Annotated in this window: 12 protein-coding genes; 11 read left to right on the top strand and 1 reads right to left on the bottom strand. The window is 67.4% G+C overall.

Features of this window, described 5'->3' with window-relative positions; translation table 11 throughout:
• Positions 1–195 precede the first annotated feature (195 nt).
• From pdhA to BM197_RS09425, 4 genes are read left to right on the top strand one after another with little or no spacing between them, the layout of a single operon-like run.
• A complete protein-coding gene (pdhA, locus tag BM197_RS09440; protein WP_090711195.1) occupies positions 196–1,290 on the top strand; it encodes a pyruvate dehydrogenase (acetyl-transferring) E1 component subunit alpha in 1,095 nt (364 codons plus the stop codon).
• The gene (locus tag BM197_RS09435) at positions 1,287–2,300 is read left to right on the top strand and encodes an alpha-ketoacid dehydrogenase subunit beta (RefSeq protein WP_090710898.1); all 1,014 of its coding nucleotides are present in this window, start codon (positions 1,287–1,289) and stop codon (positions 2,298–2,300) included. The genes pdhA and BM197_RS09435 overlap by 4 nt, the downstream gene beginning before the upstream one ends.
• Positions 2,297–3,778, top strand: a complete 1,482-nt coding sequence (locus tag BM197_RS09430; RefSeq protein ID WP_090711193.1) for a dihydrolipoamide acetyltransferase family protein — start codon at positions 2,297–2,299, stop codon at positions 3,776–3,778. The genes BM197_RS09435 and BM197_RS09430 overlap by 4 nt, the downstream gene beginning before the upstream one ends.
• Positions 3,779–3,836: 58 nt before the next feature.
• Positions 3,837–5,222, top strand: coding sequence for an MFS transporter (locus tag BM197_RS09425; RefSeq protein WP_090710897.1), 1,386 nt, complete (start codon positions 3,837–3,839; stop codon positions 5,220–5,222).
• A gap of 47 nt (positions 5,223–5,269) precedes the next feature.
• Here BM197_RS09425 and BM197_RS09420 read toward each other — a convergent pair whose 3' ends face one another.
• Positions 5,270–5,896, bottom strand: a complete 627-nt coding sequence (locus tag BM197_RS09420; RefSeq protein WP_090711191.1) for an SACE_7040 family transcriptional regulator — start codon at positions 5,894–5,896, stop codon at positions 5,270–5,272.
• Between the two features lie 320 nt (positions 5,897–6,216).
• Here BM197_RS09420 and BM197_RS09415 point away from each other — a divergent pair, with 320 nt between their 5' ends.
• From BM197_RS09415 to BM197_RS09385, 7 genes are all read left to right on the top strand, one after another.
• On the top strand, positions 6,217–7,824 hold the full coding sequence (locus BM197_RS09415) for a carboxyl transferase domain-containing protein (protein ID WP_090710895.1): 1,608 nt from the start codon (positions 6,217–6,219) through the stop codon (positions 7,822–7,824).
• Positions 7,825–7,828: 4 nt separating this feature from the next.
• A complete protein-coding gene (locus BM197_RS09410) occupies positions 7,829–9,880 on the top strand; it encodes an acetyl/propionyl/methylcrotonyl-CoA carboxylase subunit alpha (protein WP_090710893.1) in 2,052 nt (683 codons plus the stop codon).
• Positions 9,877–11,043 carry an acyl-CoA dehydrogenase family protein gene (locus BM197_RS09405; protein WP_090710892.1) on the top strand — a complete coding sequence of 389 codons (1,167 nt, stop codon included), beginning with the start codon at positions 9,877–9,879 and terminating at the stop codon, positions 11,041–11,043. The genes BM197_RS09410 and BM197_RS09405 overlap by 4 nt, the downstream gene beginning before the upstream one ends.
• A 36-nt stretch (positions 11,044–11,079) precedes the next feature.
• Positions 11,080–11,595, top strand: a complete 516-nt coding sequence (locus BM197_RS09400) for a MaoC family dehydratase (RefSeq protein ID WP_090710890.1) — start codon at positions 11,080–11,082, stop codon at positions 11,593–11,595.
• Positions 11,592–12,413, top strand: a complete 822-nt coding sequence (locus BM197_RS09395; RefSeq protein WP_090710888.1) for an HpcH/HpaI aldolase/citrate lyase family protein — start codon at positions 11,592–11,594, stop codon at positions 12,411–12,413. The genes BM197_RS09400 and BM197_RS09395 overlap by 4 nt, the downstream gene beginning before the upstream one ends.
• A gap of 158 nt (positions 12,414–12,571) precedes the next feature.
• Positions 12,572–13,624: an aldo/keto reductase gene (locus BM197_RS09390; RefSeq protein ID WP_425435707.1), complete on the top strand. Its 1,053-nt coding sequence runs from the start codon at positions 12,572–12,574 to the stop codon at positions 13,622–13,624.
• Between the two features lie 101 nt (positions 13,625–13,725).
• Positions 13,726–15,114, top strand: coding sequence for a M16 family metallopeptidase (locus BM197_RS09385; protein ID WP_090710885.1), 1,389 nt, complete (start codon positions 13,726–13,728; stop codon positions 15,112–15,114).
• Positions 15,115–15,116 lie beyond the last annotated feature (2 nt).

The raw sequence follows: 15,116 nt of genomic DNA, 5'->3' as shown, positions 1-15,116 counted from the left end.
CAGTTCGCGCGGGGATGGTTGTGCGCAATGGGGTATCGGGCGTACCGTCTGAAGGACTTCTGGCAACGGCGCCGGATGCTGAGCGCGGCTGCGATCCAGGCGCGCGCAGTGCACGAGAGAGAGTTGCGTGTAATTGTGTCCACAACCCACGAACACACCCGAACCGAAACGCTGGCCGAAGGATCCGACCAGGACATGGGCCCAGGCCAGCTCGAAGATATCGTCCAACTGATCCGCCCAGACGGCAGTCGCGCCGAGAGCCCGGGCTTCGACCCGTGGGTCGCCGATGTCACTGACGACCAGCTCGTCGACCTCTACGAAGACATGGTCGTCATCCGTCGCATCGACACGGAAGCGACAGCGCTCCAGCGCCAGGGCGAACTCGCACTGTGGGCGCCGCTGCTCGGCCAGGAGGCCGCGCAGATCGGCTCAGGCCGCGCCCTCCGTACCGACGATTTCGTCTTCTCGAGCTACCGTGAGAACGGCGTCGCCTACACGCGGGGCGTCGACTTCGGCGACATGCTCAAGGTCTGGCGAGGTATCGCCTCCGCCGGCTGGGACCCATACGCCATCGGCATGGCGACCCCCGCCGTCATCATCGGCGCTCAGACCCTCCATGCCACGGGCTACGCACTCGGCTGCACCTACGACGGTGTGGATTCCGTCGCGATCGCGTACTTCGGCGACGGGGCCACCAGCCAGGGCGACGTCAACGAGGCGATGGTGTTCGCGTCGAGCTTCCAGGCACCCGTGGTCTTCTTCTGCCAGAACAACCAGTGGGCCATCTCCGAGCCCGTCGGGCTGCAGGCCCACCGCCACATCTCGGACCGCGCCCCTGGGTTCGGCATCCCGAGCATGCGTGTGGACGGCAACGACGTTCTCGCCGTGATGGCCGCCACTCGGATCGCCCTTGACCGGGCCCGCAGCGGAGGAGGCCCCACTTTCATCGAAGCCGTCACCTACCGGATGGGACCGCACACGACCTCAGACGACCCCAAACGCTATCGTCCAGCAGACGACCTCGAGGAATGGGGACGCAAGGACCCGATCTCCCGGCTCGGCCGCCTGCTCGAGAGCCGCGGCGCGCTGACCGGTGACGTGACCAAACGGGTCAACGACAAAGCGGATGCCGTCGCTCGCGAGATGCGCGCAGCGTGCGTAGCGCTCGACAAGGAACTCGACCCGATGATGGTGTTCGACGGCGTGTATGAAGAGCCCCACTCCGGGCTTGAGCGGCAGAAGAGCCAGTACGCGGCGTACCTCGCGTCGTTCGAAGGCGGTGAGCAATGACCCAGATGACCCTTGGTGGAGCAATCAACTCAGGACTCCGGCACGCCCTGGCCGACGACGACAAGGTCGTTCTCCTCGGTGAAGACATCGGCAAACTCGGCGGCGTGTTTCGCGTCACCGACAAGCTCCAGGAAGAATTCGGCCCACGCCGGGTGATGGATGCCCCACTGGCGGAGGCCGGCATCATCGGCACAGCCGTCGGCCTCGCGTTCCGCGGCTATCGCCCGGTCTGCGAGATCCAGTTCGACGGGTTCATCTACCCGGGCTTCGACCAGATCGTCGCGCAGGTGGCGAAACTGCACTACCGGACCCGCGGCAAGGTGAAGGTCCCCATCACCATCCGAGTGCCCTTCGGCGGCGGAATCGGAGCGGTCGAACACCACTCGGAGTCGCCGGAGGCGTACTTCGCCCACACGGCGGGGCTCCGCGTGATCTCCTGCTCGAATCCGCAGGACGCCCACACAATGATCCGGCAGGCCATCGCCTGCGACGATCCCGTGCTCTTCTTCGAACCGAAGCGCCGCTACTGGCTCAAGGGCGAGGTGTCCGAGGAACTCGGTGCAGACACCCTGCCGATGGGAAGCGCGCGCGTCGCACGGGAGGGCACGGATGTCACCCTCGCCGCATACGGCCCGCTCGTTCCCACCGCGATGGATGCCGCCGCCGCGGCCGCGGACGACGGCATCTCGATCGAGGTGATCGACCTCCGGTCGCTGTCGCCGATCGACTTCAGCACGGTCGAGAAGTCCGTTCGAAAGACCGGCCGGCTCGTCGTCACTCACGAAGCCGCCCAGTCTGGCGGCATCGGAGCCGAAGTCGCCGCCGCCGTCACCGAGCGCTGCTTCGACTGGCTCGAGGCAGCGCCGGCCCGCGTGACCGGGTTCGACACCCCGTATCCGCCCGCCGCCCTCGAAGAAGCGTTCCTGCCAGACCTCGACCGGCTGCTCGACGCCGTCGACCGGGTGATGGGCCGCCGGAACTCCCTGACCGGATGGAAGGCAACAGCATGAGCGCGAAGAAGTTCGCCCTCCCTGACCTCGGCGAGGGTTTGACCGAATCGGAGATCGTGGCGTGGAAGGTCGCGGTCGGCGACACTGTCGCGCTCAACCAGGTCATCGCCGAGGTCGAAACGGCCAAAGCACTGGTCGAACTACCGTCGCCGTTCGCCGGGGTGGTGTCGCAGTTGTTCGCCGACGAAGGCGCCACGGTGCAGGTCGGTGAACCGATCGTTGAATTCGACGTCGACGCTGGGGACGGCGACGCCGGGGACGGTGACGCGGGGAACGTCGAAACCTCGCCGAGCACACCGGTGTCGGAAGCGGCAGCCGATGCGGCGGCCGACGGAGTGCCCGCGGAACTCGACGCGGCCCTCGCGCCCACGTCGCCGGCGCTCGCCGAACGGCAGGCCGTGCTCGTCGGCTATGGGCCCAAGGTCGAGGGCGGTCCGCGACCCGCGCGCCGGGCACGCGCCTGGTCGGCGCATGAGCCACAGCCTCAGGATGCCCTCCAGTCACAGGATGCAGCGGCGACGGTACCGGAAGCGCGCGACGATGTGGCGGCCGACATCCCGACCGCCGACGCGGGAGAGAGGCCCCGCTCGACGCCTCCGGTCCGCAAACTGGCACGCGACCTGGGCATCGACCTGACGCAGGTGAACGGCACCGGTGAGGACGGGCTCATCACCCGGGACGACGTGCAGCGCGTGGCCGCAGCCGGCAAGGCGGCATCCGCCGTGACCATCGACGAGGCAGCGCGCGCCACCCTGCGTTCCGGCAGTGATGCGGGCAGGCAGGAGACCCGGATGCCGATTCGCGGCATCCGCAAGGCAACCGCGCAGGCGATGGTGAACTCGGCGTTCACCGCGCCGCACGTGACCGAGTTCCTCACCGTCGACGTGACGGCGGGCATGGATCTCGTGCGGTCGCTGGCATCGTCGTCCGCTTTCGCGGGCAAGCGGATCACCATCCTCAGCATCGTGGCCAAAGCCCTCATCCTGGCGGCCAGGCGGACGCCCGCCGTGAACTCGCACTGGGACGAGGATGCCCAGGAGATCGTGCAGTTCGGGCACATCAACCTCGGCATCGCGGCCGCCACCGGGCGCGGGCTCATCGTGCCGAACATCAAGGACGCAGACACGCTGAGCCTCGGCGAACTCGCCGATGCCCTCGTCGACCTCGTCGAGGCGGCGCGTTCCGGTGCGACAAGCCCGGCGAACCTCAGCGGGGGAACGATCACCATCACCAATGTCGGCGTCTTCGGGGTCGACGCCGGCACACCGATCCTGAACCCGGGTGAGGCCGCTATCCTGGCGATGGGCGCCGTCCGGCGGATGCCGTGGGAGTACCGCGGTGAGATCGCCCTGCGTGAGGTGATGACACTCAGCCTGTCGTTCGATCACCGGCTGATCGACGGCGAACAGGGATCACGATTCCTGGTTGACATCGGTACGGTCCTCAGCGACCCCGGGATGGTCCTGACCATGGTGTGACCCCGCCACATTCCGGGGACCCACTGACGATGTCGGACCCGTCGAATATCATCGGGGCATGCCGGAGATCGATTCGGACGCAACACCTGCATACCCGCCACCGCGTGGTGGGCTGCCACGGGCGCTGAGGCCGTTCCGCCTCGGCCAGTACCGCCTGCTCGCAGGGGCGTTGACGCTGTCCCTCCTCGGCGCAGGAATGTGGATCGTCGCCGTCGTCTGGCAGGTGATCGAGCTCGGCGGAGGGCCGGCGGAACTGTCGTTCGTCGCGGCGGGCAATGCGGCGGGGATGCTGGTCGCCGTCCTGTTCGGCGGAGTCCTCGCCGACCGCGTACCCCAGCGCAACATCCTGCTCGCCGTCGAAGCGACGAAAACCGTGTCCATCGCCACTGCGGCGGTCCTGGCGCTCAGCGGAACCCTCGAACTGTGGCACCTCGTGATCGTGACGACGATCCTCGGCCTCGCCGACGGGTTCTTCTACCCCGCGTACTCCGCCCTCCTCCCGGCCATCCTTCCGGCGGAGGACCTGCTCGCGGCGAACGGCGTCGAGGGGATGTTGCGACCCACCATCATGCAGGCGGCGGGCCCCGCCCTCGCGAGTGCGGCCATCGCCGCTTTCTCGCCCGGGCTGGCGTTCGCCTTCGTGGCGGCGGCGCAGGCACTCGCCGTCGGGGGACTTCTGCTTATCCGTTCGACGCCCGTCCGCCGCGAGATCGGTAAGCCGCAGCATCCGCTTCGCGCGCTGTCGAGCGACCTGCGCGAAGGGTTCGTCTACATGTGGCGAACCCCGTGGCTGCTCGGCACCCTGCTCTATGCCTGCCTTCTCGTCTTTGTCATCATGGGACCGATCGAGGTGCTCCTGCCGTTCGCTGTGCGCGACCAGACCGGGGGAGGACCCGGTGCCTTCGCCCTGGTCCTCGCTGCGTTCGGTGTGGGCGGCGCTCTCGGCTCGCTGGTGGTCGCGTCGCTGACGCTCCCGCGGCGCTACCTCACCATCATGAACCTGCTGTGGGGCGCCGGCTGCATCCCCCTCGCCGTTATCGGCACCACTTCTCAGCTCTGGCTGATGGTCGTCGCCCTCTTCCTCGTCGGCTTCACCTTCTCCGCGGCTACGGTGATCTGGGGAACCCTGCTCCAGAGGCGGGTACCTCCGGCCCTGCTCGGGCGCGTGTCCAGCCTCGACTTCTTCGTCTCACTCGCCCTGATGCCGATCTCGATGGCCGTCGCCGGTCCGGTCGGTGAGGCGATCGGGCTCGCACCGGCCTTCCTCGCAGCAGGGGCCATCCCGTTCGTCCTTGCGGTGGCGACCATCCTGCTCTTCAAACTGCCGGAGGACGAAATCCTCCATCCGCTCGACCCCGCTGGAGAACCGGCGGTCGACATCGAAACGGATGCTGTCAGCAGCGACAGCGGTGACGGCATCCGCCGCGACGCTGGTTCCGAGTGATGCCCGTTGCTTGCACGAACGATCGCCGGTCACCTCGAGCGGCACCGCTACCGCAGGGCCGAGAACGCCATTCGCTCGAGCACGTCACGCAGCTCGTCGTGGGGAAGCTCCTGTCCGCTGTACGGAGTCGAGTTCATCAGCCCGAAGGTCGCATGCGCACGAATCCGGAGGATCCCCACGTTCGTGGTCGGCTGCATCCGCTGGAGGATGCCGACCCACAACTCGACGTAACGGCGCTGCAGGGTGCGCACCGTATGGCGGTCCTCGTCCGAAAGGCTGTCGAGGTCACGATCCTGGACGCGGATGACATCCGGGTTGTTTAGTGCGAACCGCACGTGGAACTCGACAAGGGCCCGCAGGGCGAGCTCCCCATCAGGGGCCCGCTGCACCACCTCGGTGCCGCCGTGAAGCAGTTCGCGGCTGACGTCGATGAGGATGGCGGCAAGCAGAGCCTGCTTGCTCTCGAAATGGCGATACACGGCGGGGCCGCTCATGCCGACCGCCGAGCCCAGGTCTTCGATCGAAACACCGTTGAAGCCACGTTCTGCGAAGTAGCGGGCGGCGGCGCCGAGGAGGGCTTCTCGACGCTGGGCTTTCGCTTCGGTGCGTCCCACCCGGAGGGGCCCGGAATCGGTGTCATCAGGGCGAACGTCGAGCCGCGTTCTCTCGGCCATGGCATCCTCCATTGGAAGCGAAGCTGGGGGAATTGAGTTAATTCATCCTAACGCACTCGGTCTGTTCTCCGAAGGCCGACTGGGGGCCGAGGGCCCCGTCACGCACCGGGAATGCAGCATCGTCGACTCTGTCGCTGATGTGCGTTGGCTTGACTCAGCTGGCGGCTGGCACGGGGACCGGTCCACTCAGACAGCCCAACGGAGAGCGGGAGAGTCTCTGTCTGGGGCGCTGGACATTTCAGTTAGTTCCCGCTAACCTCGACATCAGTTAGTACCGCCTAACCGAATCGTCGGGGCGATGCTGGTGTAAAGGACTGTCAATGCAGACACTGATCTCGTCCGTCTCTCCGTCGAGCGAGACGTTCGCGCTCAACGAGGACGGGCAGCGCGCGCTCGTCGCCGACCTGCGGGAGCGGCTTGCCGCCGCTGCACGCGGCGGTTCGAAAGCCTCCCGCGAACGGCATGCCTCCAGGGGCAAGCTGCTGCCGAGGGAACGCATCGATGAGCTGCTCGACGAAGGCAGCCCGTTCCTTGAGATCGCGCCGCTTGCCGCGACCGGCCTCTACGACGACGCCAGCCCCGGCGCCGGGGTGATCGCGGGGATCGGCCTCGTCCATGGCCGGCATGTTCTGGTGATTTCCAACGATGCCACCGTCAAGGGCGGCACCTACTACCCGCTCACCGTTAAAAAACACCTTCGTGCGCAGGAGATCGCCCTCGAGAACCGGCTCCCGTGCATCTACCTGGTCGACTCCGGAGGCGCCTTCCTGCCGATGCAGGACGAGGTGTTCCCCGACCGCGACCACTTCGGCCGTATCTTCTACAACCAGGCCCAACTCTCGGCTCGCAGGATCCCGCAGATCTCGGCGGTGATGGGCTCATGCACGGCGGGCGGTGCGTACGTGCCCGCCATGAGCGATGAGACGGTCATCGTCCGAAACCAGGGAACGATCTTTCTCGGCGGGCCGCCACTGGTGAAGGCTGCGATCGGCGAGATCGTCACAGCGGAGGAGCTCGGCGGAGGGGACCTGCACGCGAGCGTGTCCGGAGTCGTCGACCACCTTGCGGAGGACGACTCCCACGCGCTCGCCATCGTCAGGGACATCGTCGCGACTCTGCCGCCGGCATCCGCCCCCGACTGGTCGATTGCCCCGAGCCGCGAGCCTGTCGCGTCGATCGACGAACTTTACGGAGTGGTCCCGGTCGACGTGCAGGCGGCGTACGACGTCCGCGAGGTGATCGCCCGGCTCATCGACGCGAGCGAATTCCACGAGTTCAAGAAGGACTACGGCACAACGCTGGTCACCGGTTTCGCCCGGCTCCACGGACACTCCGTCGGCATCGTCGCGAACAACGGCGTGCTGTTCTCCGAGTCGGCGCAGAAGGGCGCCCACTTCATCGAACTGTGCGACCAGCGCGGCATCCCGCTGATCTTCCTGCAAAACATCTCGGGCTTCATGGTCGGCCGAGACTACGAAGCCGGCGGCATCGCCAAGCACGGCGCGAAGATGGTAACCGCAGTCGCTACCACCCGCGTTCCGAAGCTGACCGTCGTCATCGGCGGGTCCTTTGGCGCGGGCAACTACTCGATGTGTGGTCGCGCCTACTCGCCCAGGTTCCTCTGGATGTGGCCCGCCAGCCGCATCTCGGTGATGGGCGGCGCCCAGGCGGCTGGCGTCCTCGCGACCGTCAAGCGCGACCAGCACGATCGGGCGGGCACCGAGTGGAGCCGCGATGACGAAGAAGAGTTCAAAGCGCCGATCCGCGACCAGTTCGAGTCCCAGGGCAGCCCCTACTATTCCACCGCACGGTTGTGGGACGACGGGGTCATCGATCCAGCAGACACCCGCACGCTCCTCGGCCTCGCCCTCGACGTCTGCGCGAACGCCCCGCTTCCCGAGCCGGCCTTCGGCCTGTTCCGGATGTGACGCGATGGCCGACACCTCCTCGCCGCTCTTCGGCACCGTCCTCGTCGCCAACCGCGGTGAGATCGCCTGCCGTGTCCTCCGCACCCTCCGTACCCTCGGCATCCGCTCGGTCGCGGTCTACAGCGACGCCGACCGGAACGCGAAACACGTGACGGATGCCGACACCGCCGTACGGATCGGCCCGGCGCCTGCCGCGCAGAGCTACCTCGACATCTCCGCCGTGATCGGCGCGGCCGTGGCGAGCGGTGCTGACGCGATCCACCCCGGGTACGGCTTCCTGTCCGAGAACGCCGCGTTCGCTCGGGCGTGCGCCGACGCCGGCATCGTGTTCATCGGGCCTGGGGTTGAGGCACTCGAGGTGATGGGCGACAAGATCCGTTCGAAGAACCACGTCGCTTCAAGCGGGGTACCGGTCATCCCAGGCGACTCCCGCCCGGGCCTCAGCAACGCCGAACTGGCCGACGCCGCAGCGACGGTCGGCTACCCGCTCCTCATCAAACCCTCGGCGGGGGGAGGGGGCAAGGGCATGCACGCCGTCTCGGGCCCCGCCGACCTCGAATCAGCGCTCGTCACCGCGCGCCGCGTCGCGGCGGCGGCGTTCGGAGACGACACCCTGTTCCTCGAACGACTCGTCGCCCACCCGCGCCACATCGAGGTGCAGTTGCTCGCCGACACCCACGGTTCCGTCATTCACCTCGGGGAGCGCGAATGCTCCCTGCAGCGCCGCCACCAGAAGGTGATCGAGGAGGCTCCTTCGCCTCTCCTCGACTCCGGCACCCGGTCGCGGATCGGCGAGGCTGCCTGCCGGGTGGCTGAGAGCGTCGGCTACGTCGGCGCAGGTACCGTCGAGTTCCTGGTGTCGGCGGATCGGCCTGACGAGTTCTTCTTCATGGAGATGAACACGCGGCTCCAGGTCGAGCACCCGGTGACCGAGGAGGTCACCGGGCTCGACCTCGTCGCCGAACAGATCCGAATCGCTGCCGGCGAACCGCTCCGAGAGGCGCAACGTGATGTCGCGATGAGCGGGCACGCGATCGAGGCGCGCGTGTACGCGGAGGACCCGGAGCGGGGCTTCCTCCCGGCGACCGGCACCGTCCTCGAACTGCACGAAGCGACCGGGGACGGCATCCGCGTTGACAGCTCTCTCCGACGCGGCCTCGTGGTCGGCAGCGACTACGACCCGATGCTGGCCAAAGTGATCGCGCACGGCTCCGACAGGAACGAAGCGCTCGCCCGACTCGACCGTGCGCTCGCCGACACGACCGTCCTCGGCGTTAGGACGAACATTGAATACCTGCGTTTGCTCCTCGCCGACGGCGACGTGCGGGCAGGCGACCTCGACACCTCGCTGATCGACCGACGACTTCCCGAGCTCACCTTCCGCCGCCCGGCGGAGGACCTCTTCGCCGCCGCAGCGCTCCTGCTTCACGCCGAACGGGAGGCGGCGTCCACACGATCGCCGTGGTCTCGTCCGAGCGGCTGGCGTCTCGGCGACCCCCGCCCGAGCTCCTACGTTTTCGCCGTCGGCGACGACACGACGACCGTGTCCGTCCTCGGTGGCGAGCCGATGGCATCCGTCGGAATCGGCGACGGCGACGAGACGCCCGCAACGCTGCGGCTGATCGACGGCATGAACTACGCACTGACCTGGGGGGCCGGCACGCGGATGCTCCGCCTCGCGCATGCGGGAACGTCGGTCTGGGTCGCCGACAACGGTTTCAGCGTCGAACTGCCCATCCTCACTCGCGAGCAACGGCTGGCCGCCCGACTCGCGCTTCTCTCGCGCAAGGACACCCCGAGCAGCCCGGAGGTGCGGTCGCCGATGCCGGGGACGGTCATCAGCGTCGAGGCAGCCACCGGGGAGAGTGTCGACGCCGGCGACACTCTCGTCGTCGTCGAGGCCATGAAGATGGAGCACAAACTCGTCGCCTCGGTTTCGGGGCAAGTCACCGTCCATGTGACCCCCGGCGACCTCGTCAAACTCGACCAGCTCGTGGCCACCCTCATTCCGCCAGCCCAGCCAGAGAACTCGACTGTCGAAGGAGACACCGAATGAACACCGAACTCAGCGAAGCGCACCAGAGAGTCGTCGACGAGGTCCGCGATTTCGCGAGAACCGTTGTCGCCCCGGCTGCGTACTCCTACGACACCGAGCGTCGGCTGCCGATGGAGATCATCGCCCAGATGGGTGAGATGGGACTGTTCGGTCTGCCGTTCCCCGTCGAGTACGGCGGGCAAGGCCAGGACTACTTCGCGCTGTGCCTCGCCGTTGAAGAACTCGGCCGGGTCGACCAGTCCATCGGCGTCACTCTCGAAGCAGGAGTCGGCCTCGGCGCGATGCCGGTGTTCCGTTTCGGAACCGACGCCCAACGCTCCGAATTCCTGCCGATGCTCGCGACGGGTGAGGCGCTCGCCGGATTCGGCCTGACCGAAGCCGAGGCCGGGTCGGACGCGTCAGCGACGAAGACCCACGCGCACCTGGACGGCGGGGAGTGGGTCATCAACGGCACCAAGCAGTTCATCACCAACTCAGGCACCCCGATCACCCGCCTCGTCACGATCACCGCCGTCACCGGCGAGAGCGACCGCCCCGACGGCACCGTCAAGATAGAGTTGTCGACGATCCTCGTCCCAACGCCGATCGACGGATTCACCGTCGGACCGGCCTACGACAAGGTTGGCTGGCACACCTCGGACACCCACCCGCTCATCCTCGAAAACGTGCGGGTGCCTGAGGCGAACCTGCTCGGGCAGCGGGGCAGAGGCTACGCGAACTTCCTCGAGGTCCTCGACGAAGGCCGCATCGCGTTCGCGGCGCTCTGCACCGGAGCGGCGCAGGGATGTGTCGACGAGGCGGTCCGCTACGCGTCGACCCGCAACGTCTTCGGCAAGAACATCGGTTCGCACCAGTACGTGGCGTTCAAAATCGCCCGGATGGAGGCGCGCGCGACCGCCGCCCGAATGGCCTACTACCACGCGGCATCCCTTCTCCTCGCGGGCAAGCCGTTCAAGAAGGAGGCGTCGATCGCCAAGCTGCTCGGCAGCGAAGCGGCCATGGACAACGCGAGGGACGCCACGCAGATCTGGGGCGGCTACGGCTACCTCAACGAGAACACTGTTGCCCGTCATTACCGCGACTCGAAGATCCTCGAGATCGGCGAGGGGACCAGCGAGGTGCAGCTGATGATCATCGCCCGTGAACTGGGATTCGAGGCCTAGGCTGTGGCACAGGAGAGCGCCAGGGGAGGGGAGTCGATGCCAGACGAGCCGACTCAGGTCGATCCGCGCGAGGCCGAACGCCGTGACGTCGAGCAACGCGGACTGTACTTCGAGGAGTTCGAGCCAGACGTCCGCTACCTGCACCGCCCGGGCCGGACGGTCACCGAAGCGGACAATGTGATCTTCACAACTCTGACGATGAACACGCAGGCGCTGCACCTCGACGCAGCGTGGAGTGCTGAGCAACCGTTCGGGCAACGCCTGGTGAACTCCATGTTCACCCTGGCCACCGTCGTCGGGGCATCCGTCGCCCAGCTCACCCAGGGCACCATCGTCGCGAACCTCGGCTTCGAGAAGGTTCGGTTCCCCGCGCCGCTGTTCCACGGCGACACCCTCTACTCCGAGACCGTCGTGCTCGGCAGTCGCCTGTCGACGTCCCGCCCGGGGCAGGGCATCGTCACCCTCGAACACACAGGACGCAACCAGCACGGCGTCGTCGTCGTCACCGCCGTCCGCAACACGCTGGTCTGGTGCAGGGACGCCGCCTCGTGACCGATTTCTCCCTCGGGCCTGCTCTGCTGTTCTGCCCGGCGGACCGTCCTGACCGTTTCGGCAAAGCCGCGGAGCGAGCGGATGCCGTCATCCTCGATCTCGAGGACGGCGTCGCCCCGGCAGACAAACCGGCCGCGAGACGCGCCCTCGCGGAGCATCCGCTGGACCCGGAAACGACGATCGTCCGTATCAACCCCGCTGGAACCGTCGACTTCGCCGACGACCTCGACGCGCTGGCGTCCACTCCGTACCGCACGCTCATGCTCGCCAAAGCGGAGTCGGCCGCCGAGATCGATCGGATCGGTGACGGATTTCGGGTGATCGGGCTCTGCGAAACAGCCCGAGGCGTGCTCGCCGCACCCGACATTGCGGCGCACCCGGCGGTCGTCGCATTGATGTGGGGCGCGGAAGATCTCGTCGCCTCGCTCGGCGGCACATCGAGCCGGACGGCGGATGGCCGGTACCGCCACGTCGCACTGCACGCGCGGTCCGCCGTGCTTCTCGCTGCAGGCGCGAACGGCAGAGCCGCCATCGATTCGGTGTACCTCGACATCGAGGACCTCGACGGGCTGAGTGCGGAGGTGCGCGACGCGGCGGCATCCGGGTTCGCGGCGACGGCGTGTATCCATCCGGGCCAGGTGGCAACGATCCGGTCGGGATACGCACCGAACGGCGCCGAGATCGCGGCGGCTGAGGCCGTCCTCGCGGCCGCCGAAAACGCCGCCGGTGTGTTCCGATTCGAGGGAAGAATGGTCGACGAACCGGTGCTCAGACACGCCCGTTCGGTGCTTCGCCGAAGCCGTTCAGGACGGCTCTGAAAGACCGACGCCAAATCGTTATGAAGTATTTCGCGCGCTGACGCCGGGGCGGTTCAAACGTGTCGGTGGACTGGCATATTCTGGCCACAGGTGCGGGGGCGCGTCGGCTCCCACATCCCGCGAGATTTCGGGCAAAGGGGTGGGATCGGATGGTCAGGATGTCACCTCGCCGCTTCGCATCCGATCTGCCGGACCGGGGCCCATCCGGCACCCGCCAGACGCAGCCGGATCCGTCGCTCCACCCCTCGTCGCCGATCCCGGTGATGGGCGATGGCGCCGGTCTCGGCGCACGCATCCGGCGCCCCCTCGGCGAGACCGACCTCACGGTGTTCCCCCTCGCCCTCGGCACGAGCACTTTCGGCTGGACGGCGCAGGTTGACGCGAGCGCCGCGATCCTCAACCGCTACTTCGACTTCGGCGGCAACTTCGTCGACACCGCCGACAGCTATTCGGCCGGGCGCAGCGAGCACATCATCGGCCAGTGGATGGCACGCCGCAAGAACCGCGACAGCATGGTGGTCGCAACGAAGATCGGAAACCACCCTGACAACCCGGGCCTCGGTCCGGTCGCCATGGTGCGCGCCGTTGAGGCCAGCCTCGAGCGGCTGCAGACCGACCACATCGACCTGCTCTACTTCCACCTCGACGATCGCACCGTCCCGCTCGAGGACACCCTCGGCACGGCGCAGTGGCTGATCGAATCCGGCAAGGTGCGGTATCTCGGCGCGTCGAATTTCTCAGCCGAGCGACTCGTCGAAGCACGAATCCTCAGCGCCGCCGGGTACCCGCGGGTCGAAGCACTCGAAACGCACTACAGCCTGCTGCACCGCCAGCCGTTCGAGGGTGACCTCGGGCTGGTCAGCCGGGGGCAACGGCTCGGCGTCATGCCGTATTTCGCACTCGAGAACGGGTTCCTGACCGGCAAGTACCGGTCCCGGTCCGACCTCGACGGGTCCGCCCGTGGTGCCCGCGTCGCGCGTCATCTCAACCGGAACGGCCTGCGCGTGCTTCACGCCCTCGACGGAGTCGCCGCGGAGCAGGACGCTCCGGTAGCGTCGATCGCCCTCGCCTGGCTGCTCGCGAAGCCCGGCGTCGTCGCCCCAGTGGTCAGCGCATCCACGGCAGATCAGGTCGACGCCCTCGTGCGGTCGACTGTGATCCGCCTCACCCGCACCCAGTTGCTCGAACTTGAACGTGCCGCCCGGGTCTGAGCTTTCACAAGCCGTGCTGTCACGAGCTCTGCTGTCACAAGCTGTGAGAAGCCCCGGACGGGCGTGCGACACGACGGCTCCGCTGCCGTAGGGTGGAAGCGATGAACGGCGCCGTGGAACTTCCGCTCGATATTGCCGAGCTCTCCTTTGCCGCATCCGGCGACGCTCTCGTCCGCCGCAGTGTGCTGCCAAGCGGCGTTCGGATCCTGAGCGAACACGTTCCGGGCAGCAGCAGCGCCACGCTCGGCTACTGGGTCGCCGTCGGCTCACGTGACGAGCACGGCGCAGAGGACGCCACCAAGACACGCCCGGGAAGGGAATCCGGTTACGGTTCCACCCACTTCCTCGAACACCTGCTGTTCAAGGGAACACCCACCCGGACCGCTCTTGACATCGCCATCGCCTTCGACTCGGTCGGCGGCGAACACAACGCGCTCACCGCGAAAGAGCACACCTGCTACTACGCCAGGGTGCGCGACCACGACCTCGCGATGGCCGTCGACGTCATCGCCGACATGCTCACCAGCAGCCTGCTTGATCCGGCAGACTTCGAGAACGAACGGGGCGTGATCCTCGAAGAGCTCGCCATGGCGGAGGACGACCCCGCCGACGTCGCCAGCCAGAAGCTGTTCGAGGCGGTCCTCGGCGACCACGACCTCGGCCGTCCGATCGGCGGAACACGGGATGCCGTCCGGCAGGTGTCCCGCGACGCCGTCCACGCCCACTACCGCGAGAATTACCGCCCGCAGGACCTTGTGATCACCGCCGCGGGAGCCGTCGACCACGACGCGCTCGTCGCAGACGTCACCACAGCATTGACCGCAGCAGGCTGGGACCTTTCAGCGACCGCCCGACCGGTGGAACGCCGGGGCCAGTCCGAGTCGCTCGTGACTCGAGGATCAGCGCTCTCGGTCGAAACCCGCCCGATCGAGCAGGTCCACCTTCTCATCGGGTTCCCTGGCCTGTCGGCGTCCGATGATCGACGACTGATCATGGGAGTGCTCAACTCCATCCTCGGTGGCGGGATGTCGTCCCGGCTCTTCCAGGAGGTCCGCGAGAAGCGTGGCCTGGCCTACTCGGTCTACTCGTTCGCCGCGTCGTACTCCGATGCCGGAGTGTTCGGACTGTACGGCGCCTGCTCACCGGCGAAGGCACGCCAGGTCGCCGACCTCATGCTCGAAGAATTACGCCTCCTCGCCGCAAACGGCGTCACACCCGAAGAATTGGCCCGGGCGAACGGCCAGCTGTCCGGAGCATCCGCTCTGGCCCTCGAGGACTCGGACACCCGGATGTCCAGGCTCGGCCGCGCCGAGATCACCCTCGGTGAGTTCCTCGACCTCGACGAGAGCCTGCGAAGGTTGGCTCTCGTCACCGCTGACGAGGTGCAGGCGCTTGCCGCCGATCTCGTCTCCCGACCTCTTTCCCTTGCCGCAGTCGGAGCCGTCGATGAAGACGTGTTCGCCGGGTTCGGGACAGATCACCAGGAGTAACA

It is taken from the genome of Mycetocola miduiensis, from assembly GCF_900115155.1.
In the GTDB taxonomy this organism is placed as follows: Bacteria; Actinomycetota; Actinomycetes; order Actinomycetales; family Microbacteriaceae; genus Mycetocola_A; species Mycetocola_A miduiensis.
This window is presented reverse-complemented; position numbering and strand designations above follow the sequence as displayed.

Coding starts and splice junctions, on each gene's coding strand:
- pdhA (WP_090711195.1), top strand. CDS start 196: ATGGGCCCAGGCCAGCTCGAAGATATCGTCCAACTGATCCGCCCAGAC.
- BM197_RS09435 (WP_090710898.1), top strand. CDS start 1,287: ATGACCCAGATGACCCTTGGTGGAGCAATCAACTCAGGACTCCGGCAC.
- BM197_RS09430 (WP_090711193.1), top strand. CDS start 2,297: ATGAGCGCGAAGAAGTTCGCCCTCCCTGACCTCGGCGAGGGTTTGACC.
- BM197_RS09425 (WP_090710897.1), top strand. CDS start 3,837: ATGCCGGAGATCGATTCGGACGCAACACCTGCATACCCGCCACCGCGT.
- BM197_RS09420 (WP_090711191.1), bottom strand. CDS start 5,896: ATGGCCGAGAGAACGCGGCTCGACGTTCGCCCTGATGACACCGATTCC.
- BM197_RS09415 (WP_090710895.1), top strand. CDS start 6,217: ATGCAGACACTGATCTCGTCCGTCTCTCCGTCGAGCGAGACGTTCGCG.
- BM197_RS09410 (WP_090710893.1), top strand. CDS start 7,829: ATGGCCGACACCTCCTCGCCGCTCTTCGGCACCGTCCTCGTCGCCAAC.
- BM197_RS09405 (WP_090710892.1), top strand. CDS start 9,877: ATGAACACCGAACTCAGCGAAGCGCACCAGAGAGTCGTCGACGAGGTC.
- BM197_RS09400 (WP_090710890.1), top strand. CDS start 11,080: ATGCCAGACGAGCCGACTCAGGTCGATCCGCGCGAGGCCGAACGCCGT.
- BM197_RS09390 (WP_425435707.1), top strand. CDS start 12,572: ATGTCACCTCGCCGCTTCGCATCCGATCTGCCGGACCGGGGCCCATCC.
- BM197_RS09385 (WP_090710885.1), top strand. CDS start 13,726: ATGAACGGCGCCGTGGAACTTCCGCTCGATATTGCCGAGCTCTCCTTT.